Source organism: Alkalimonas cellulosilytica (assembly GCF_036325985.1).
Classification (GTDB): Bacteria; Pseudomonadota; Gammaproteobacteria; order Enterobacterales; family Alteromonadaceae; genus Alkalimonas; species Alkalimonas cellulosilytica.
On sequence record NZ_JAUHLI010000001.1, the window covers coordinates 162,301 to 181,727 of the forward strand.

At 53.9% G+C, this 19,427-nt stretch carries 19 protein-coding genes; 13 read left to right on the forward strand and 6 right to left on the reverse strand.

Annotated elements, in window-relative coordinates:
* Positions 1 to 144 precede the first annotated feature (144 nt).
* The 7 genes from QWY20_RS00735 to QWY20_RS00765 all read left to right on the forward strand — a co-directional run bounded on the left by QWY20_RS00735 (position 145) and on the right by QWY20_RS00765 (position 8,256).
* Complete coding sequence (locus QWY20_RS00735; protein WP_330127124.1) at positions 145 to 690, forward strand: TetR/AcrR family transcriptional regulator; 546 nt, start codon at positions 145 to 147, stop codon at positions 688 to 690.
* Positions 687 to 1,751, forward strand: a complete 1,065-nt coding sequence (locus tag QWY20_RS00740) for an efflux RND transporter periplasmic adaptor subunit (RefSeq protein ID WP_330127125.1) — start codon at positions 687 to 689, stop codon at positions 1,749 to 1,751. The genes QWY20_RS00735 and QWY20_RS00740 overlap by 4 nt, the downstream gene beginning before the upstream one ends.
* 13 nt (positions 1,752 to 1,764) lie before the next feature.
* Positions 1,765 to 4,809: an efflux RND transporter permease subunit gene (locus QWY20_RS00745; RefSeq protein WP_330127126.1), complete on the forward strand. Its 3,045-nt coding sequence runs from the start codon at positions 1,765 to 1,767 to the stop codon at positions 4,807 to 4,809.
* A gap of 204 nt (positions 4,810 to 5,013) precedes the next feature.
* Positions 5,014 to 5,343 (forward strand): DUF6172 family protein, encoded by a 330-nt coding sequence (locus QWY20_RS00750; protein ID WP_330127127.1) that lies wholly within the window; start codon positions 5,014 to 5,016, stop codon positions 5,341 to 5,343.
* A gap of 43 nt (positions 5,344 to 5,386) precedes the next feature.
* The gene (locus QWY20_RS00755) at positions 5,387 to 6,709 is read left to right on the forward strand and encodes a DEAD/DEAH box helicase (RefSeq protein WP_330127128.1); all 1,323 of its coding nucleotides are present in this window, start codon (positions 5,387 to 5,389) and stop codon (positions 6,707 to 6,709) included.
* A gap of 135 nt (positions 6,710 to 6,844) precedes the next feature.
* Complete coding sequence (locus QWY20_RS00760) at positions 6,845 to 7,507, forward strand: hypothetical protein (RefSeq protein WP_330127129.1); 663 nt, start codon at positions 6,845 to 6,847, stop codon at positions 7,505 to 7,507.
* Positions 7,504 to 8,256 carry a DUF3307 domain-containing protein gene (locus QWY20_RS00765; protein WP_330127130.1) on the forward strand — a complete coding sequence of 251 codons (753 nt, stop codon included), beginning with the start codon at positions 7,504 to 7,506 and terminating at the stop codon, positions 8,254 to 8,256. The genes QWY20_RS00760 and QWY20_RS00765 overlap by 4 nt, the downstream gene beginning before the upstream one ends.
* Positions 8,257 to 8,266: 10 nt before the next feature.
* Here the strand turns inward: QWY20_RS00765 and QWY20_RS00770 are convergent, their stop codons facing one another.
* On the reverse strand, positions 8,267 to 9,145 hold the full coding sequence (locus QWY20_RS00770; RefSeq protein ID WP_330127131.1) for an ABC transporter substrate-binding protein: 879 nt from the start codon (positions 9,143 to 9,145) through the stop codon (positions 8,267 to 8,269).
* A 404-nt stretch (positions 9,146 to 9,549) separates the two neighbouring features.
* Here QWY20_RS00770 and QWY20_RS00775 point away from each other — a divergent pair, with 404 nt between their 5' ends.
* A complete protein-coding gene (locus tag QWY20_RS00775; RefSeq protein WP_330127132.1) occupies positions 9,550 to 9,831 on the forward strand; it encodes a hypothetical protein in 282 nt (93 codons plus the stop codon).
* Positions 9,832 to 9,951: 120 nt separating this feature from the next.
* On the opposite strand, the gene QWY20_RS00780 is transcribed toward QWY20_RS00775, so the two are convergent.
* Positions 9,952 to 10,269, reverse strand: a complete 318-nt coding sequence (locus tag QWY20_RS00780) for a DMT family transporter (protein ID WP_330088155.1) — start codon at positions 10,267 to 10,269, stop codon at positions 9,952 to 9,954.
* 97 nt (positions 10,270 to 10,366) lie between these two features.
* Between QWY20_RS00780 and QWY20_RS00785 the strand changes: the two genes are divergently transcribed.
* Entirely contained in the window at positions 10,367 to 11,260 is an 894-nt protein-coding gene (locus QWY20_RS00785) for a LysR family transcriptional regulator (protein ID WP_330127133.1), read from the forward strand.
* A gap of 119 nt (positions 11,261 to 11,379) precedes the next feature.
* Here the strand turns inward: QWY20_RS00785 and QWY20_RS00790 are convergent, their stop codons facing one another.
* A complete protein-coding gene (locus QWY20_RS00790) occupies positions 11,380 to 12,009 on the reverse strand; it encodes a glutathione S-transferase family protein (protein WP_330127330.1) in 630 nt (209 codons plus the stop codon).
* A gap of 237 nt (positions 12,010 to 12,246) precedes the next feature.
* Here QWY20_RS00790 and QWY20_RS00795 point away from each other — a divergent pair, with 237 nt between their 5' ends.
* On the forward strand, positions 12,247 to 13,203 hold the full coding sequence (locus tag QWY20_RS00795; RefSeq protein ID WP_330127134.1) for a helix-turn-helix transcriptional regulator: 957 nt from the start codon (positions 12,247 to 12,249) through the stop codon (positions 13,201 to 13,203).
* Positions 13,204 to 13,419: 216 nt separating this feature from the next.
* Here the strand turns inward: QWY20_RS00795 and QWY20_RS00800 are convergent, their stop codons facing one another.
* Positions 13,420 to 14,952: a methyl-accepting chemotaxis protein gene (locus tag QWY20_RS00800; RefSeq protein WP_330127135.1), complete on the reverse strand. Its 1,533-nt coding sequence runs from the start codon at positions 14,950 to 14,952 to the stop codon at positions 13,420 to 13,422.
* Positions 14,953 to 15,167: 215 nt separating this feature from the next.
* On the opposite strand from QWY20_RS00800, the gene hxpB reads away from it, so the two are divergent.
* Together hxpB and QWY20_RS00810 are read left to right on the forward strand one after the other, a co-directional pair.
* On the forward strand, positions 15,168 to 15,815 hold the full coding sequence (gene hxpB / locus QWY20_RS00805; protein WP_330127136.1) for a hexitol phosphatase HxpB: 648 nt from the start codon (positions 15,168 to 15,170) through the stop codon (positions 15,813 to 15,815).
* A gap of 242 nt (positions 15,816 to 16,057) precedes the next feature.
* Entirely contained in the window at positions 16,058 to 16,372 is a 315-nt protein-coding gene (locus QWY20_RS00810) for a hypothetical protein (protein ID WP_330127137.1), read from the forward strand.
* 10 nt (positions 16,373 to 16,382) lie between these two features.
* On the opposite strand, the gene QWY20_RS00815 is transcribed toward QWY20_RS00810, so the two are convergent.
* Complete coding sequence (locus tag QWY20_RS00815) at positions 16,383 to 16,601, reverse strand: hypothetical protein (protein ID WP_330127138.1); 219 nt, start codon at positions 16,599 to 16,601, stop codon at positions 16,383 to 16,385.
* Between the two features lie 120 nt (positions 16,602 to 16,721).
* Positions 16,722 to 18,206, reverse strand: a complete 1,485-nt coding sequence (gene glpK, locus QWY20_RS00820) for a glycerol kinase GlpK (RefSeq protein ID WP_330127139.1) — start codon at positions 18,204 to 18,206, stop codon at positions 16,722 to 16,724.
* Positions 18,207 to 18,328: 122 nt separating this feature from the next.
* On the opposite strand from glpK, the gene QWY20_RS00825 reads away from it, so the two are divergent.
* Positions 18,329 to 19,423: a sulfite exporter TauE/SafE family protein gene (locus tag QWY20_RS00825; protein WP_330127140.1), complete on the forward strand. Its 1,095-nt coding sequence runs from the start codon at positions 18,329 to 18,331 to the stop codon at positions 19,421 to 19,423.
* Positions 19,424 to 19,427: the final 4 nt, after the last annotated feature.

The following is a 19,427-nucleotide window of genomic DNA, read 5'->3' on the forward strand; positions in this document are numbered from 1 at the left end:
ACTGCCTGGGCAGTGTGATGGTTTCATAGTAATGCAGACTCTAGCAATGACCAAGTGGTTTTGATCGAGCAAACAACTTTACTGTACCAACCAGACGGTTTATTATTCGCTTTACTGTACCAACCAGACGGTTTTTGAGGGCGGATGATGAACAAACGAGCCAAGGTAACCAAAGCACAGATCATTGAAGCGGCGCTCTGCGTGGCGGCCGAAAAGGGTGCGGGCAAGGTTACGCTGGATGAAGTGGCCAAGGTCAGTGGCTTTAGCAAAGGCGGTCTGCTGTACCATTTCCCCAGCAAAGAAGCGCTGATCACCGCCATGGTGCAACAGTTGGTGGATGATACCGAAGCCGGCCGGCAGCAACTGCTGGCGCAGGGTGACAATGCACTGACCGCCATGATCAAGGCGCATGCCCGTTTAACCGAGCAGGTGCAGGGCAATACTGCCATGGCCATTCTGGCAGCAGCGGCCGAGCAGCCCGGTTTGCTGAACCCGGTGCAGCAAGCCTGTCAGTTCCTGCTGCAGGATATCAACACCGAAAGCGGCGATAACCCGGAAGCGGTGTTGCTGATGCTGGCCTGCGATGCGCTCTGGTTTCAGGACATGTTGTCCATTTCTCCCTTTACTGCCCAGCAAAAAGAGCAGTTGCTGCAGTACATGCAGCGCCGCGCTAAGGAGCTGATGCCATGAAAGCTTATTTCGTCAAAACAACAGGTACTTTGACCTTGTTGCTAGTGCTTTCGCTTGGGCTGACAGGCTGCTCAAAAGCTCCGGATGATACAGATCAGCAAACGCCGGTGACGGTAAGGCTGGTGACCGTCAATGGCGATGCTCAGCACAGCAGCCGCAGTTTTGTCGGCCGGGTCGATGCGGTCAGCACCGTTGATCTGGCATTTCAGGTCGGTGGCCGGGTGACGGAGTTGGCGGTGCAGCAAGGCCAGGTGGTGCCGGCCGGTGAGCTGTTGGCGGCTTTGGATCCTGCCGATTACCAGTTGGCGTTGCAACAAGCCAGGGTACAGCTGGAGCAGGCGCAGCGCGATCTGGAAAGAGCCAGGCCGCTGCGCGAGCAGGGCATTTTAACGCCGTCCGATTTTGAGCAGCTGCAAACCAGTTACGATCTGGCCAAAGTAGCGCTGGATAATGCCCGGCGCAATGTCGAGCACGCCCGGCTGGAAGCGCCCTTTGATGCGCTGATCACCCGCCGGTTGATTGAGCGCTATTCCACGGTGGCGGCAGGCACGCCGGTGCTGCGGGTGCAGAACATCAGTGAGCTACGGGTGCATATCAATGTGCCGGAGCAGCTGATGCGCCTGGTGAACGACAGCGCCGATTACCGGGTTTCGGTGCGCCTGCCAGGTTTGGATGACGGGGTGGTGCTGCAGTACCGCGAGCATGCTACTGAGGCCGATGCCATCACCCAGACTTATCGGGTTTCCTTCGCGTTGCAACCGGTGGCCGGGGTGAATTTGTTGCCGGGGATGACAGTGAATGTGGTGACCGAGCGTAGCTTGCAGCAAAGCAGCTTATCGGTGCCTTTGTCGGCGATTGATACCGGCACGCCGGAACAGTTTTATGTCTGGCGTTACCTTGAGGACAGCCAGACAGTAGAGCGGGTTCAGGTTGAGCTTGGCCAAATCCATGGCCAGCAGGTCGATATTTTAAGTGGCGTGCAGTATGGCGATCAACTGGTATCGGCCGGTCACGTGCATTTGCAGCAGGGGCAACGGGTGCGCCCCTTTCAGGCGTACTGAGCGGGGATAACGGATGAACATTGCCAGTTACGCCATTGACAAGCAAATCAACACCTGGTTGTTGGTGTTGCTGTGTTTTCTGGGCGGCCTATGGGCGCTTAACACCATCGGCCGGTTGGAAGATCCGGCCTTTACCTTAAAAGAAGCCATTGTGATGACGCCGTACCCGGGGGCGACCGCCGAGGAAGTCGAGCGCGAAGTGACGGAAAAAATGGAGTCGGCCATTCAGCAGCTGTCGCAGTTAAAGCGCATTAGCTCGAAGTCCATGCCAGGCATGTCGGAAATCAGGGTCGAAATCCAGGACAAATACGATGGCAGCCAGATGCCGCAGATCTGGGATGAACTCAGGCGCAAAGTCAATGATATTAGACCTGAGCTACCCAGCGGTGTGCTGACTCCGATGGTGAATGATGATTTTGGTGATGTGTTTGGTATGTTCTATGCGGTAACCGCTGAAGGCTTCAGCGATCGGGAGATCCGCGAGCTGGCGAGCTTTTTACGGCGCGAAATGCTAACGGTACCAGGGGTCGCCAAAGTGCAGACCGCCGGCGAGCCGGAAGAAGCCATCTACGTTGAAATCCCGCACGAGCGCCTGCTGGGGCTGGGGTTACCGCCAGGGGTGATTGTCGATACGCTGCAATCGGAAAATGCGGTGGCCTCCGCTGGCTCGGTGCTGGTTGGCGATAAGCGGGTGCGGCTGGTCAGCAAGCCTGGGCTTGATTCTGTGGCGGCCATTGAAAACGTCCGTATTGGCAACCCGGGCTCGACCGAGCAGCTCAGTATCTACGATGTGGCCGAGGTGCGGCGCGATGCGGTGGAAACACCGAGCGAACTCATTCGTTTTAACGGCAAACCGGCTTTTACCCTGGCGGTGGCAGGCTTAAGCGATGCCAATATTGTCGATGTGGGTAAAGCCGTTGATCAGCATCTTGAGCAGTTGCAGGCGCAAATCCCGCTTGGGGTCACGCTGCAGCCGATTTACCAGCAGCATCTGGTGGTGGAAAAAGCCATCAACGATTTTATCGTCAATCTGGCGCTGTCGGTGTTGATCGTGATTGGTGTGCTCTGCCTGGCCATGGGCTGGCGGGTTGGGCTGGTGGTGGGAGCTACCTTGCTGCTGACGGTGCTTGGTACGGTATTTTTTATGCGGCTCTGGCACATTGAGATGGAGCGGATTTCGCTGGGGGCGCTGATCATCGCCATGGGCATGCTGGTTGATAATGCCATTGTGGTGGCTGAAACCATGCTGATCAATAGGCAGCGTGGCCTGAGCTCGCGCCAGGCTGCCCGGGAAGCGGCCGGCCGCACGCAAATCCCGTTGCTGGGCGCTACCGTCATTGGCATTATGGCCTTTGCCGGGATTGGCTTGTCGCCAGATGCCACCGGTGAGTTTCTGTTCTCGCTGTTTGCGGTGATTGGCATTTCGTTGCTGCTGAGCTGGGTGTTGGCCGTCACCGTGACGCCGCTGTTTGGGCATTACCTGTTTAAGCCGGCCAGCGGGGTTTCGGCCGATCCTTATGCCGGCCGCTTTTATCGCCACTACGCTGCTTTGCTGCAGCGGGCACTGCGTCATCGCTGGCTGACGCTGGGCGGACTGGTGCTACTCACCCTGATTAGCGTACTTGGCTTTGGCAAGGTGCAGCAGGTGTTTTTCCCGGCCTCGAACACGCCGATTTTCTACGTCAATTATTACCTGCCACAGGGCTCGGATATCCAGGCCACATCGCGGGATATTGGCCACCTGGAAGATTTTTTACTGCAGCAACCGGAGGTCAGGTCCGTCAGCAGTTTTGTCGGTGGTGGTGCCAGTCGTTTTATGTTGACCTATGCGCCCGAGCTGCCCAACCCTGCCTATGGCCAGCTGATTGTACGCACCGGGCATCGTGATGAAATTCCACCCTTGATGCAGCGGCTGCGCGAGCAGATGCCGCCTGAGTTGCCGCAAGGCACCATCTATTTGCAGCAACTGATGTTTGGTCCCGGCGCCGGTGCCAAGCTGCAGGTGCGGCTATCCGGTGCCGATGAAGCCGAACTGCGCCGCTATGCCCAACAGGTGGAAGGCATCATGCGGGCCAGTGGCGTGATTACCGATATCCGGCAAAACTGGCGGCAGCGTGAGCTGGTGATTGTACCGGATTTCAATGAAGAGCGGGCCAGGGTGGCTGGGGTGAATCGCACTGATTTAGCGCAAACGCTGGAGCTGGCCACGACCGGGGTGCAAAGCGGGGTCTACCGTGAAGCCGATCGGCAAATTCCGATTGTGGTGAGGCCACCGGCGCATGAGCGGCTGAGTGTCGATAACCTGCAGGATCGGATGATCTGGAGTTCGGTCGATAACAGTTACATTCCCATTACCCAGGTGATTGATGGCCTGCATACCCGCAGCGAAGAAGCCCGCATTCACCGCCGCGACCGGGTTCGCACCCTGACGGTGGAAGCCGAGCCGGTGCTTGGTGTCACCGCCGATCAGGCGCTACGGCAGATCAAAAATCAGCTCGAGCAAGTACCGCTGCCGACCGGCTACCGGTTAACCTTGGGCGGTGAATACGAAGACTCGGCCGAAGCCCAGCAATCGCTGGCCAATCAGTTGCCGCTGAGCTTTTTGGTGATGCTGGTGATTAGCATTTTGTTGTTTGGCTCGTTCAAGCAGCCACTGGTGATTTGGCTGATTGTGCCGATGGCGATTTGCGGGGTGACGGCGGCACTGCTGTTGTCCGGCCTGCCTTTTGGTTTTACGTCCTTGCTGGGCTTTTTAAGTTTGTCGGGCATGCTGATGAAAAATGCCATTGTGCTGGTGGATGAAATCGATCTGCAACTGCAGCAACTGCCAGACAAAATGGAAGCCATTGTCCAGGCCAGCATCAGCCGGATCCGCCCGGTGATCCTGGCTGCTCTCACCACCATTTTGGGCATGCTACCACTGCTGTGGGATGCGTTTTTTAACAGCATGGCGGTGACCATTATGGGGGGCCTGGCTTTTGCCACGGTGCTGACGCTGGTGGCTGTGCCTGTACTCTATGCGGTGGTGTTTAATCTGCGCAGTGTTGCTAAGGCGTAAGCCGAATCGTTCAGGCCCTGGCAGCGTGCCGGGGCCTGGCCAAGGTTTTTCAGACCCGGGTGGTACGCCATGATCCCTTATTCGTTGGCAATCGTTTTGTCAAAAATTGCAGATAGTGGCGGTTATCTTCTACGCTTCCATGTAGAATGCGCGTTTTCTAAGCGCGGTCAGCTTTTCTGAGCCGTGCACATGGGTAGGATTGGTATGAAAAAGACATTTGCGTTAACGCACCCCAGGCTCAAACCAGCACGTTGGGTCGATGCCATTAAGCATGAAATTAGAAAGTACCTGCAGCGGGAGCGGCGCAAGGCGCTGCCAGCCGGCATGGACTACTGGACCTTTGATTGCCGTTTTGGCGCCACCGAAGACGTTGCCGCTAAAATTTTCACGTCAGACATCAACCAACACATCGATGCTGCGGTGGCGCAGGACTTGCCTGGCTTTTATCTGGAAATTCTGGCCAGAGCCTGCCAGCACCAGCCGCGCGAACGTCAGGACGATGCCGGTAGAGATGTGGATGGCGCCAGCGATTAATTTTTTCTTTTTTAAACTGTAGCTATTCTACAGAGGAACTCCTATGCAATTTTCATCTTTAGATTTAGCGGCAGATTTACAACGTGCTTTGACCGAATGCGGTTACAGTGAGATGACGCCGGTGCAGGCGCAAGCCATCGTGCCAGCCCGTCGCGGCAAGGATTTGCAAGTGACGGCGCAAACCGGTACCGGTAAAACGGCTGCTTTTGCCATCCCATTGCTGCAGCGTATGCTGGATGCTCCAAAGGCTACTCAGCCGCGCCGTCCAAGGGCTCTTATTTTAACGCCGACCCGCGAGTTGGCCGAACAAATCGGTACGGCCATCACGGCTTACGCGCAGTTTGTGCCACTGAGCGTGACCGCGCTGTTCGGCGGCGTCAAAATGGGCGGCCAGGCCAGTAAGCTGGCGGCAGGCGCCGATATGGTGATTAGTACCCCCGGTCGTTTGCTGGAGCATATGGCGCTTGGTAACGTGATGTTAAGCGAGGTGGAATTTGTGGTGCTGGATGAAGCCGACCGCATGCTGGATATGGGCTTTAGCACCGATGTGTTGAAGCTACTGCAAATGACCGCCCGCAACCGGCAAACCTTGTTGTTTTCTGCCACCACCTCGCCGGCGGTCAATGAGTTGTCGCATAACATTCTGAAGAATCACCAGCAAATCCGGGTCACTAAAACCAACAGTGCGGCGGATACAGTCCACCATGTGGTCTATCCGGTGGAAGAAAGCCGCAAAATCGAGCTATTCGAACAACTGCTGGCCGAGCAGAACTGGTTTCAGGTATTGGTGTTTACCAGCACCAAAGAACAGGCCGACCGTTTATTAGCCGGGCTGCAGCAGCGCCGCATTGAAGCGGCGGTGTGTCATGGCGACAAAAGCCAGGGTGCACGGCGGCGCGCCCTGGCGGATTTTAAATCGGCCAAATTGCAGGTGTTGATTGCCACCGAAGTCGCTGCCCGGGGCCTGGATATTCAGGGGCTGGATTATGTGGTCAACTTTCATCTGCCGTATTTGCCGGAAGATTACGTGCACCGCATCGGTCGTACAGGTCGGGCAGGGGCCAAGGGTCATGCCATTTCCTTTGTTAGCCGTGAAGAAGAGCAAAGCCTGGAGCGCATTCAAAAATTAATGGGCACTACCATTCAGCGCATGGTGAAACCAGGTTTTGAAGTCAGCACCCGCGACTCGCTGTTAAAAAGCATTTCGCGCAAAGTACTGACCGGGCGTGCCAATAAAGCATCTGAAACCACCATTGACCTGGAGCGCTCAGGCAAGGCTGGTTCGAAAGCCAAGGCTAAGCCGAAAGGCGCTGTTTCATCACAAGCTAACGCCAGGGCAAAAGCTAAAGCTGGCCGCAGTAAGTAGAGAGCGAGAATGATGAAAGCCTTTTGTGTAACTTTTTTTGGTTTCAATTCCAAATGTAACTGAATTTGGTTTCATTCTTTACTTGTAACTTTTTTCGGTTACACTTTAGGCTAAGTCTACTTATGCAGCTCAGTTATGTCCGCACACGATGCCAGAAACTATGCAACTAACTATGCCGTTTTAACCGGCGATTTAGTTCAATCCCGCACCATCAAGGCCGATCGGTACGATAGCGTGCTGTATCAACTAGAACAGTTGTTTGCTTCGAAAGCCGAAGATTGGGCGCTCAGCTACAGCTTTTATCGCGGCGATGCCTTCCAGCTGTTGCTGGCGAAACCTCAGTATGGGGTGCGATTGGCGGTGTGTATTCGCTTAACGCTGCTCAGTCTGGGGCAGGATTGCAAAATCAGCATTGGCATCGGTGCAGTGACCAACTTACGGCAGGACATTAAAAGTGCCACTGGCCCGGCTTTTACTTTATCGGGCACCGGCCTGGATAGTCTGAGTGGCTCCCAGCGTTTGCAACTTCGTTGTCAGCAAAGCGAGCTGGAGAACATTTTAGCCGTACCGGTGCAGCTGGCCGACGCCATGCTGGCCAAGCTGACTGCCCGCCAGGCGGAAGCCGTGTTGTTGCATCTGATTAATCCAGGGTTGGCGCATGAGGCCTTGGCCCAAAAGCTGGGGACCTCCAGAGCTAATGTCACCAAGCTGCTGAATAACAGCCATTTTGATTATCAATTGCTGCAGGCATTTCTGGCTTATTGTGAGCAGCATATTTGCCGGAGTATGGCATTATGACGGATCTGAGCTTATTGCTGAGTCTGCTGCTAGCCCATGTGCTGGCCGATTTCTTCTTTCAGCCCACCGCCTGGGTGCAGGCCCGGGCCAGTCAGCACTGGCGTGCTGCTGCACTTTATTACCACAGCTTGTTGCACTTTGGGTTAACCCTGTCGGTACTTATGCTGTGGCATTGGCTCAGTTGGTCGGCACTAAGCGGCTGGCTGCTGCTAAGCTCGGCGCTGCTGATTGCGGTTAGCCATTGTTTGATTGATTTAGCCAAATCCTATCTGCAGGGGTTTCGGTACTTTTTGCTGGATCAGCTGCTGCACCTGCTGGTGATAGGCCTGATTTGGCTGGTGTTAACCGATACCAGCATCACACAGTTGCTGGCTTTGCTACCTGGCATGCTTAGCCCTAAGGTGTTGCTGCTGGTGCTGGCGTATTTGCTGGTATTAAAGCCGGCATCGGTGGTGATTGGTTTTATCTTGAATCAAATTGCGACACCTGCGACCGGTGCCGGCTCAGGCTTGCCAACAGCTGGTCATTGGATTGGCATGATGGAACGGGTGCTGGTGCTGACACTGATTTTAGTCGGGCAATACGGCGGGGTTGGTTTTGTGATCGCCGCCAAATCGGTGCTGCGCTTTAGCGATTTACGCAATGCCAATGATCGGGCCTTAACCGAATACATCCTGCTCGGCTCTTTGCTTAGCCTGGGGCTAACTTTGCTGCTGGGGATTGGGGTGGTGCAGTTGTTGGCGAGTTGATACTGCTGGTTTAGTCTGTGGTTTGCCAAACACGGGAACGCAATAACTCAAAGTATGGGGCGGACTCCGGTTCATCATTAAACCAAACCTCTAACACCTGCAAAAAGTCCGGATGCTGGCGCACCTGTGGCAGTACCCGATTTATTTGCTGTATCGCCGCTTGGCCCCATTCCGTATTGGTGCAGCCGACAGCGCCCAGCACATGCTGGCCTTGGGTTTCTGCAACCGGCAAAAACACCAAATCAGTAGTACCCTGTTGGGCTAGTTCAAAATTGTGCAGAATTTGATACTCAAGGGTGTAGTCAATCCGTCCCATTTTTATCATGGACAGAATGGCCAGCGGGGCATTCTCACCGGTGTGGGCAAGGAGGGTGATGCCACCTTGCTCCGCTCTGTCTAAAATATGCTGAACTGCAGGGTAATGGCGCCCATCAGGATAGCCAAGTCGAAAACTTCGGTCGTTGATTAAACTGGCCAGGCGAACCGGATTGCCGTGGCGCTCTTTGATCATCTCAGCTTTTGCTGACGTCGTGATAATGCCGTGCGGATAATAAAAGTGCGTGGGCTCGCTTTGAATGGTTTCCCCCGGTAAGGGGCGGAAAATCATGCAGGGGAAACATTGATTTTCTTTGCGTTGAAATTGTTGACGAATACGCGATTGTGGCAATACCAGACGTTCACTATCAAGCTCAGCTAAATGCGCATCGATGACATTGATAAGCACATCACAAATGCCCTGGCCAGCAAAAGGCCCATCCAAGATATGAAAGGGTGGTGCGGTGTTAATCACCCAATGCAGTGAGCTTACGTGTTCGGGCGCACGCTCTGCTGCCTTGCCCGGCAGAACAAGGCTGAGCAGCACACACACTGAGATTAAAAAATACTGCATGGGTATCGCTCCTGGCATTGCTAACCCCCAGCGCTCGAAAGCCGTTATTGTGTTACAAAATCATCATCAGCCATCAACACCATCACTGGCTAAGGCTTATCAACAGAACAGCAATTATACCCTAGCATGCCTATTCACGCGAACCTGCTTCAGGGACGGCCGCCCAGGCTTTGGGTTGATGGCTAAATGATAGGGGGCTGCGGCGAAGCTTTGTAAACGCATAGGCGGAAGCTACTTTCTTCACAGTCTGATAAAAATTATTGATTTTTTTGTAGCAGCTGGCTAATTTGCTTGCAGCGAAGGTGATGGAAAGAAACATCCTGGGTAGTGTGTGGTGGAGTGTTCAGCTTCCTGAAGCAGTCGACTCGCTATCGGGCATTAGGCCATATTAAACAGGAGAATGTATGCGTACTTTGATTGCGTTAACCATAATTGTTGCCGGAGTTGTTGTTGCTGTTATCAACCTTGCTGGTGCTTCACAGCAGCCAGCCATGAATACCATTGAACAGTGTGCCAGCTTGTTGCCGCAAGGCCAGGTCTACACCTTTGAGGTGATGGGCATTGTGGATACAACCAGCGGTTCGCCACAACTGTCGGGTGAAATGTCCATCTCTGATGGCACTGAGCAAGACCGCTCGGCCGAGACCGAAGCTTTTGGCCAGTGCCTGGCCAGATTGATCCGTTAGTTGTTGCAGCTCAAACAGCCCTGCAGAAGGGTTACAAGCTGCCGGGCCCGCCTGTGTGGCTCGGCATCTTGTTTCACGTTCCGACCCGCCAGCCGGCATTCTATGCTGTGATCGCTTGGCTCAACTGGCCAGCTTCAGCACCACTACACCACTGATAATCATCATGACCCCAAGGTAACGCAGTAGCGAGGTGGGATCGCCGAAGAAATACACCCCGACCAAAAAGGTGCCGGCTGCTCCCATGCCGGTCCAGACGGCGTAGGCAGTACCAAGCGGTATGGTACGCTGTGCCAGAAACAGCAGAGTACCGCTTACCACCATAAAGCCGACTGCAATCGCGATGCCGGTTAATTTATGCTGGCCACTTTGTGCTATTTTTAAGCCCACCGGCCAGCCAATTTCGGTAAAACCAGCCAACAGTAAAAAAATCCAACTCATGATGTCCTCATCTTGTTTGCGCTATTGCCCTTGACAGAGCGGCTATAATATCTGCTAATTAGATTTATCAAAGTTAGATACCATCGAATAATTTCATATGTTAAGTCTTGAACAGATCAGAATGTTTGTGATTGCGGCAGAGGAAGGGTCGTTTTCGGCCTGCGCCCGTAAAACCGGCAAAGTACAGTCGGCAGTCAGTCATGGCATTAACACGCTGGAGCTTGATTTAAACCTGGAGCTGTTCGATCGCTCATCGCGTAATCCACGTTTAACCCCCGCCGGAGAGCGTTTGCTGCGTCAGGCGCGGGCCTTGCTGCAACAGGCCGATGAGCTGGAAAAAACCGCCCAGGCCATCGATAAAGAGCAAGAAACCCGCTTTACCATAGCGTTGGATGATGGCTTGTTGTTGCCGCAGGTGTTTACACTGCTTAAACAACTGGAGGAGCGTTTTCCTACACTCGAGCTGGAACTGCTGACCCTACCTTCGACCGATATGGCTGCGGTGGTGCGAAGTGGGGAGGTTCAACTGGGGGTGATGTTCTCGGAAGTGGAAGCGGCCAAAACCACCGATTTTTGTTTTGTTGGCCAGTTGGAGATGATTGCCGTTTGCCACGCCAACTACCCGTTGGCGACGCTGGAGCACATCAGCATTTCCACCTTGCTGCCTTACCGGCAAATTGCAGTGCGGGGCAAAGACAAGCGCGAATCGTCCTTACTGCTCAGCATTGCTTCCAAAGTCTGGTGGTGCTCCGGTTACAGTGAGGCGCTTTCTCTGGTTGAACGCCAATTGGGCTGGGCCTACTTGCCGCGTTTTATGGCGCAGCACTTGCTGGATAATGGGCAGCTGCACCGGATGAAGCTGGCGATTGACCATGTCACCTGGTCGGTACCGGTGGACCTGATTTTTAGCAAAGGCGAGCCGCATGGCCCGGTGTTTTCATGGCTGCTGGAGGAATTGAAAAAGCTGTATGCCAGCCTGACCAGGGATTAAATACGCCGCGAGCAGCTTCGCTAAACCGAGCTGTACGCAGTTGGCCCAAAAAAGGACGCTACGACAAGCTGCCGTGAGCGTCCGAACAGAGGGGTTGCCCCGGCTTGTAGCAGCAAGGGTTAGCCCTGAGTGGTTTTTTCCAGCAGCGCATCATCCAGTTGATTGGCCCGGATGGCTGCCGGCCGGGCATTTAACCGCTCGGTATAATCCAAAAAGGCTGGCAGTGGTTCGATTGTTTTAAACATCAGGCCCCACATGATATGGCTGCCCACATAGACATCGGCAGCGGTAAACTGCTCACCACAGAGGTAGGGGCCATTGGCTAACGCTGTTTCCAGCGTCTTGATCGTATCCTGATAAAAACCAGAACCCACTGCCGGCGCATTGTCGGCATCTATGCGCCAGTCGTAGGCTTTGGCGCTGGTTGCCATTTCCAGTGGCCCGGCAACAAAGAACAGCCAACGATAGTAGGCCGCGCGCTCCGGGCTTTGTGGATCGGGTGCCAGTTGCTTTTCAGCAAAGTGATCGGCCAGGTAAGCACAGATGGCGGCGGCCTCGGTGACTACCAGATTGCCGTGGGTCAGTGCCGGTACTTTGCCCATGGGGTTCAGCGCCAGAAAATCGGCGGACTTCATTTCACCACCGTACTGCAGCAGCTTCACCTGGTAAGGGACCGCCAGCTCTTCCAGTAGCCAGCGGACAATACGGCCGCGGGAGTTGGGGTTGGTGTATAAGGTTAATTCGTGCATTGCCATTGTGGTATTCCTTGTTGCTGGTAACTTTTGCACCTGGTCAGTGATCTGGCCTGGCAGTGTGGCGGTTTTCCGCTGATCCAAGAGTACAACTCATCTAGGGCAGAATACGTCCTAATTTTCGGCTATAGTTGCACTTTTAGTTTCACTTTGATCGTTTGCAGACAGCAGAGCGATTATGTGCATAAAGCATAGCAAAGCACTGGGGGATGGGATGACACAAAGGCAGCTGTTATGAGTGGCCCCACGGTGCGGGTACTGACCTTGCTGGAACTGTTGCAATCGCATTCGCGTTTAAACGGCACTGAGATAGCGCAGCAGCTTGGTGTGGATAAGCGCACGGTGCGACGCTATATTCAGGCGCTGGAAGCATTGGGCATACCGGTGACCACAGAGCAGGGCCGCGATGGCGGCTATATGCTGGTGGCTGGTTACAAATTGCCGCCGATGATGTTTACCCATGAAGAAACCCTGGCGTTATCACTTGGTTTGTTGGCCGCGAAAAAGTTAAACCTGGCCGAGACGGAAGCGGCTATCAGCAGTGTGCAGGCGAAACTGGAACGGGTGATGCCGGCGAAGTTGAAATCCCGAACCCGGCTGATTGCCGATACCATCAATCTGATGTTGCCGGAGCCTGCACCCGCCAGTCGGGGATTGCCATTATCGCCGTTGCTGGATGCGCTGGAGCAGCAGCGCGCGGTGCAGATCCGCTATGCGTCCTACCATACCGAACCGGTAGAGCGGCGGGTGGATCCCTTTGGCTTGCTGTTTCGCCGCCAGCACTGGTACCTGAGCGGTTACTGCCATCTGCGCCAGGATCTGCGTATTTTCCGGTTGGATCGTATTCAGCAACTGGCATTGCTTGAGCAGACCTTTATCCGGCCAGCGAACTTTAATGCGGCAGAGCATTTTAATGTCAGTCTGAATCAGATGCCGGGTAATTTGTCGGTAAAAGTTATGCTGCATACCGACTTAACGACGGCTGCTGAGCATCTTGGTTTAACCGCCTCCTTGTTAAAACCGCAGGTCGGTGGTTTGCTGCTGAGCTTTCAAATCGACAACTGCGATTGCATCGCCCTCTGGCTGAGCCAACTGCCGTTTGATTTCACCATTCTGGAGCCACCGGAGCTCAGGCAAGCACTTAACAAGCAGGCGCAGCGTTTGCTGCGACTGGCTGGTCAGGCGCAGTGAGTGGTGGTAAGGCATAGTTTATGCTGCGAGGGCTCGGTAGTTAAAAGCTGCGTGCCTGAAAATTAATGCCCGTACCAGACTCGCAATACTGTTTCAGGCTCACTTATGATTGCATATCAAGGTGGGTTTGAGTAATAAGTCACCTTTGCATTATTGGTAATAATAAGTAGGCGGCTGATTTTCAAATGCACTTTAATAATTAAAAGCCAGCCACAGTCAGCGTTTAAACCCAATACGAAAACCACCCCAGTGTTTGCCGTTGACATAAATGGGGACCGATAGGTCATGCAGGATCTCACCGGTATCGCGTTTATAGGTTTGTAGCAGCATACCTTCGGTGTTGGAGCCACAGCGACTGCCGGTACGATCGGAAAAAATACGTTTGGTGCGGTTGGTCAGTAAATCTTTTTGATAATCACCGCTTAGTGGTTGGCTGAACTTCTTATTGTGGGTAGGGAAGTAACCTTTGCTATCGACCGCTCCGGCATAAAGCACCTGGCTGTTACGGCTTAAGATAGGCTCTTGCACCTGCGGAAACACCTTGTCGGTGTAGTTATCGTAGGCGGTATGAAATTTTTGTGGGTTGGTGTTGGCAATGGGGCGGTAGTCGTTGGCAAACAGCTGTTGCTCACTAAATTGGCCGTTTTGAATGCCTTGCTGTAACAGCTCGGCAATAGCGCTTGCTGCCTGTTCTGCTTCAGCTAAAATACCGCTGTAAAAACTATCGTGTTGCAGTTGGTTCAGTTCGCGGTAGATGCTCTCTGTCTCCATCGATAAATCCACCGCCTGATTGGCGATGTTGTTGCCTTTTTGCTCAATGGCCCCCAGACCCTCGCTGATGTTAGTAATGGATTGGGTGATGGCGGTACTGGTGAGCTCTAACTGGCTGCCGGCATCTTCCAGCTCGCTGCTGGCGGCAGCAGCTTGGTTGACTTCATGGTTAATGCTGGCAAAGCCCGATGCAACCTCCTGCAGTTGTTGCTGTACCTCGCTGGTTTTGCTCACCAGTAAGTTCATTTGCTCGGCGGTATGTCTGCTTTGCTGACGAATTTCTGTCAGCATTTTGGCGATATCGGCGGTAGCACCAGAGGTTTTTTGCGCCAGTGCCCGAACTTCCTCTGCTACTACCGCAAAACCCCGGCCTTGCTCGCCGGCTCTGGCTGCTTCAATAGCGGCATTCAATGCCAATAAATTAGTTTGTTCGGCCACATTATTGATCACTTCGGTGATCCGTTGAATATCGTCGGCGCTGCTGCGAAGTTGTTCCAGTTCCTGTGCCGAGTGACTGACTGAGCCAGCTAATTGCTCGAGGTTTTTGACACTAATGTCCAGTTGACTATCGGCTTGCAGGCAGGCACTGGCCGTCAACTGAATACTTTGGTTCAGGTTTTGTAAGCTTGTATTGAGCAGGCTACTGGTATGCGCCAGCTCTTTGCTGTTGGTGGCGATACTGGCACTGTTTTGGGCGCTGTGTTTAATATCGCTGTTGAGGCTGTCGATAAAAAAAGATACTTCGGCTGAGCCAATGGCAAGTCTGGACGTTGAAAGCTCAATGTTGGAGATATCAAAGGCTGGAGATGGCTCGGAGGTTTTGGCTACCGATGCTGTACGGTTGAACCTGTGGGACAGTACAAAAAAGGCCAAGAGTAGCAGCAGGAGTAGCAGGCTATTCAGCAGGCTGGCACTGCTCAGCCAATAACCTGCCAGTAATACCAGGGCGAGAAAAGCATGCAATAGCCAAAGCAACATAGTCATTCCAGAACTCAGGCGAGACTTCTGATTACTATGGCAGAATTAACGGGTGGATAAAGCATTACTGGCTGTATTGCGACTAAAGTCTAGCGCAGAGCAGGGCATAAACACAGCCCGTCCGTGACTGTTAAGGTGAAAGTAGTCGCGACGGCTTCAACCGGTTAGACTAGGGCACTGTCCAGAGCAGCCAGGAAAAAATCAGGAGTTGTCAGATGGTTAAGGCCGTTATTTTTGATATGGATGGGGTTTTGATTGACTCAGAGCCCATGTGGCAACAGGCTGAGCTGCAGGTATTTAGTCAGCTCGGTGTCACCCTGACCGCCGAGCAAACCCGGCAAACTGCCGGCATGACCACCGAGGCTGTTGCTAAGTTCTGGTATCAGCAATCGCCCTGGCAAGGCATGAGTTTGGCAGAGACAGAGGCAGCGGTGATTGCTCAGGTAGCGCGGTCGATCGCAACCAAGGGTGAAGCTAAAAAAGGGGTTCAGCCTTTGTTGCAGTATTTGCGTGAGCGCCGTTTGCCTGTGGGGCTGGCTACCAATTCATCGCAGTATTTGATGGATACTACACTCGATACCTTAGCCATTCGGCATTATTTTGCTGCGCATTGTTGTGTCGAGATGGTGGCAAAGGGTAAGCCAGAGCCAGATATTTACCTGTTGGCTGCCAGTAAACTGGGGGTAGCACCGGCCGATTGTCTGGTATTTGAAGACTCTTACACCGGGATAAGCGCAGCCAAAGCGGCCGGTATGACGGTGGTGGCGATTCCGGCAGCCGAAGAGTGGCACCATGAGAAGTTTGGTATCGCCGATGCGAAAATCCGCTGCCTGACCGAGTTTGATATGCGCCTGTGGCACTAAGCACTCAGATTTTGCATTCAGGCATAGCCCAGAACTTGGCTATGCGGTTTGTTGCAGTGTTTTTTACCAGAGTTTGGATGGATTGGCGTCAGTGTTTGTTATGAAACAACCTTGTTTTAGCTGTGTTCTATTTGTTTCATTGTGTTAACTCTTTATCTGGAATACAATCCTCTACTGTAGAGGCGTGGTGTCGCCCCCAATAAATCAGGGAAGGAACACCCAATGACATGCAAGGAGTGATGATGGAAACGATAGAACTAAGCTGGGGCAGGGCAAGCCGGATTTGGTGGGCATTTTTCTGGCGGGCAACTCTGATCGGAGCCGTACTTGGCTTAATACTGGGGTTCGCCGGTGGAGTGATTGGTATGATCATTGGCCAGGTTGAGCTGGCCATTCAATTAGCAACTATAGCGAGCTATCTGGTTGCCGTACCCGTATCGCTGTTGTGTTTGCGTGAAGCGTTGCAACTGAAGTACAAGGGGTACCGTATTTGCCTGGTTAAACACGAGGAGGTCACTGAGACGGCAGCCTTACCAGAGCAAGACACCGCCTCTTAATGGCACCATTCTAAGTGGCTTCAGTGCCGCCATGTTTGGCGGCCATCTCATCCAGCTCTGCCAGGGTATAATCAAAGCCCTTGTCATCAAACTGGTAACGGACTTTCACTACCAGACCGCCATCCAGCAGGCTGGTTTTTACATCCGCCACCGGCCAGTGCTTCAATTCATTTAAAAAGCGATAGGCAATCTGAGCCGTAGCAAAGCGATAGCGAATGTCGTTGGTCATGTTGTGGCAGAGATTAAGTTGAGCATAGAGCGCATTGTGCGGAATTGTCGCATCGAATCAAGTCTAAGCGCTGACGATTGCTGGATTTAACAGCAAACAATCCTTTTTTGTTCTCTTCTGTTATGACGGATCCGCCAGTAGGCGGCCCATCGCCGAACACCAGTTTTGATAGCAGATGCTTTGCTGCCCGGGGCTTAATTGGGGGCTGAACTGGGCTGCGCGTTGCCAAAGTGACTGGATTGCATCCAATGTACTGACCCAGCCAAGCTGCCTGGCCGCCAGAAAGGCGGTACCAAAAGCCGTGGCATCGCTGATTTTGCTTTGGCTAATGCTGTGCTGGGTCAGATCGGCCAGCGCTTGCAAAAACCAGTGATTGACCGTCATGCCGCCATCGACCCGTATATCGGCAATGCTGATGCCATCCTGCGCCATTGCCAGCAGCAAATCCTGGGTTTGATAAGCCACACTGCGCAAGGCTGCCGCGCAGATTTCTGCTTTGCCGCTGTTTCGGCTAAGCCCAAACAGCGCTGCTTGCACCTTCGGCTGCCAGTGAGGAGCGCCAAGGCCGGTAAAGGCCGGGATCAATAGCTCGGTCTGCTGGTAATCTATCCCTTCGGCCAGGGTCTCGCTATCGCTGGCCTGCTGAATAATACCCAGCTTATCGCGCAGCCACTGCACAGTGGCACCAGCCATAAAAATACTGCCTTCCATCGCATAGGTGGCTTTCCCTTGAATGCGCCAGGCCACCGTTGTTAACAACTGATGCTGGCTTTGCAGGGGGCTGTCGCCGGTATTGACCATGGCAAAGCAGCCGGTGCCATAGGTGCTTTTCAGCATGCCTGGCTTAACGCAAGCCTGCCCCAGCAGAGCGGCTTGTTGATCACCCAGCATACTCAGAATGGGAATAGGGTGGCCAAACAACCCGGCGCTGCAGTGACCAAAGTCAGTCGCGCTGTCGCGTACCTCAGGTAAGAGGGCAGCGGGTATTTGAAAAAGTGTCAGCAGCTCCGGATCCCATTGTAGCTGATGAATATTAAACAGCAGGGTGCGGCTGGCATTGCTGGCTTCGGTGGCATGGACGTTGCCGCCGGTCAGTCGCCACAGCAAAAAGCTATCGATGGTACCAAAGCAAAGCTCACCGGCCTCAGCACGCTGCCGCGCTTCAGGCAGCTGCTCCAGCAGCCATTGCAGTTTGCTGGCTGAGAAGTAGGGATCGGCCAGCAAACCGGTTTTGGCGCGAATGCTGGCTTCATCGTTTTGTTTCAGGGCCAGGCACTCATCGGCGGTGCGCCTGTCTTGCCAGACAATCGCCGGGTACAGTGTTTTGCCACTGGCTTTCTCCCACAGCAAAGTGGTTTCCCGCTGATTGGTCAGTGCCAGGCCTGCGATTTGTTCGGGTAGCATGTCGTTTTGTTGCAGCAGTTGCTGAATGCAATGAAGCACGCTTTGCCAGATTGCCTCAGGATCCTGCTCGACCCAACCAGCTTGCGGATAACTCAGGGGCAGTTCTTCACTGATGCTGGCGATGGGGTTCAGTTCCCGGTTGTAAAGAATCGCCCGGGTAGAGGTAGTGCCTTGATCAAGGGCGATGAGGTAGTTGGGCATGCAGCAGTTCCCTTAAGTTTACTTGCTCCAAGCCTAGAAGATCAGGTGATGGCTGTCCAGATTGCGAGCCCGCGGCAACTGGAGTAGCATGTTCCGTTGTTGATTTTTCGATGATGTGTTGAATGCTGCCTCAATCCCCTTTGAAACCCCGGTTATGGCTTTGGTTGCTTTGGCTAGCGCTGTTTTTCAGTGCCTGGCTCTATTTAGTTGTGGGGTGGGGGCTTTGGCCGGTAGCGCTGGAGCACTGGCCAATGGCGCTGGCGATGGCGATTGGCAGCTACGCCGCCGGTTCCACCCCGATGGGCGGTGGTACCGTTGGCTTTCCGGTGTTGGTGCTGCTGTTTGAGCTGCCAGCCAGCCTGGGGCGCGATTTTAGTTTTGCCATTCAATCCATTGGCATGGTCAGCGCCAGTATTTTTATTCTGGCCAGGCGACAGCCGATTGCCTGGGCCATGCTGAAAGGTGCCATGCTGGGTTGTTTGTTGGGCTTGCCGCTAGGCATATTTCTGTTAGCCCCTCTGGTGCCAGAGCTTTGGATCAAACTGCTGTTTGCCGTGGTCTGGGCCAGTTTTGGGGTGCTGCATCTGTGGCGCTTGCAGGAAATTGCCGGCCATAGCGGCATGACCGAATTTGATGAGCGCTGGGACTTTCGCCTCGGGCTGAATATTGGGGTGCTGGCCGGAGCTTTGGTGGTCTCGGTGACCGGTGTTGGCATTGATATGGTGCTCTATACCGCTTTGGTGCTGATTAGCCGGGCCGATTTGAAAATCGCGATACCGACCTCGGTAGTGATTATGGCCTTTGCCTCGGTGCTGGGTGTCTTTATTAAAGTGGTGCTTGGCCCTGGCCTTGCGCCCGGCGTGTTTGAAAACTGGCTGGCAGCCGCCCCTGTGGTGGCCTTGGGGGCACCGCTCGGTGTCTATATTGTGGCGAAAATTGGCCGCAAGCCGACTTTGCTGGTGGTATCCACCCTCTGTGTTGGCCAGTTTGTCTGGACCCTGTATTCCGAGCAAAGTGTGTTGGGCTTCGGTGGCATGGCTGTGGCTTTGCTGGCGGTGGCGATTTGTCTGTTTGGCTTTGAACACCTGCGCCGTTTTGGCGCTCGTTTGGCAGGCAAACGCTTGGTGGCTGCCCAAATGCAAGCGGACACCGCAAAGGCCACTGTTAAACCAGAGCTTGCGCCCGAGCAGGCGGACTCGAAGGCACCTGGGGTCTAAGAAA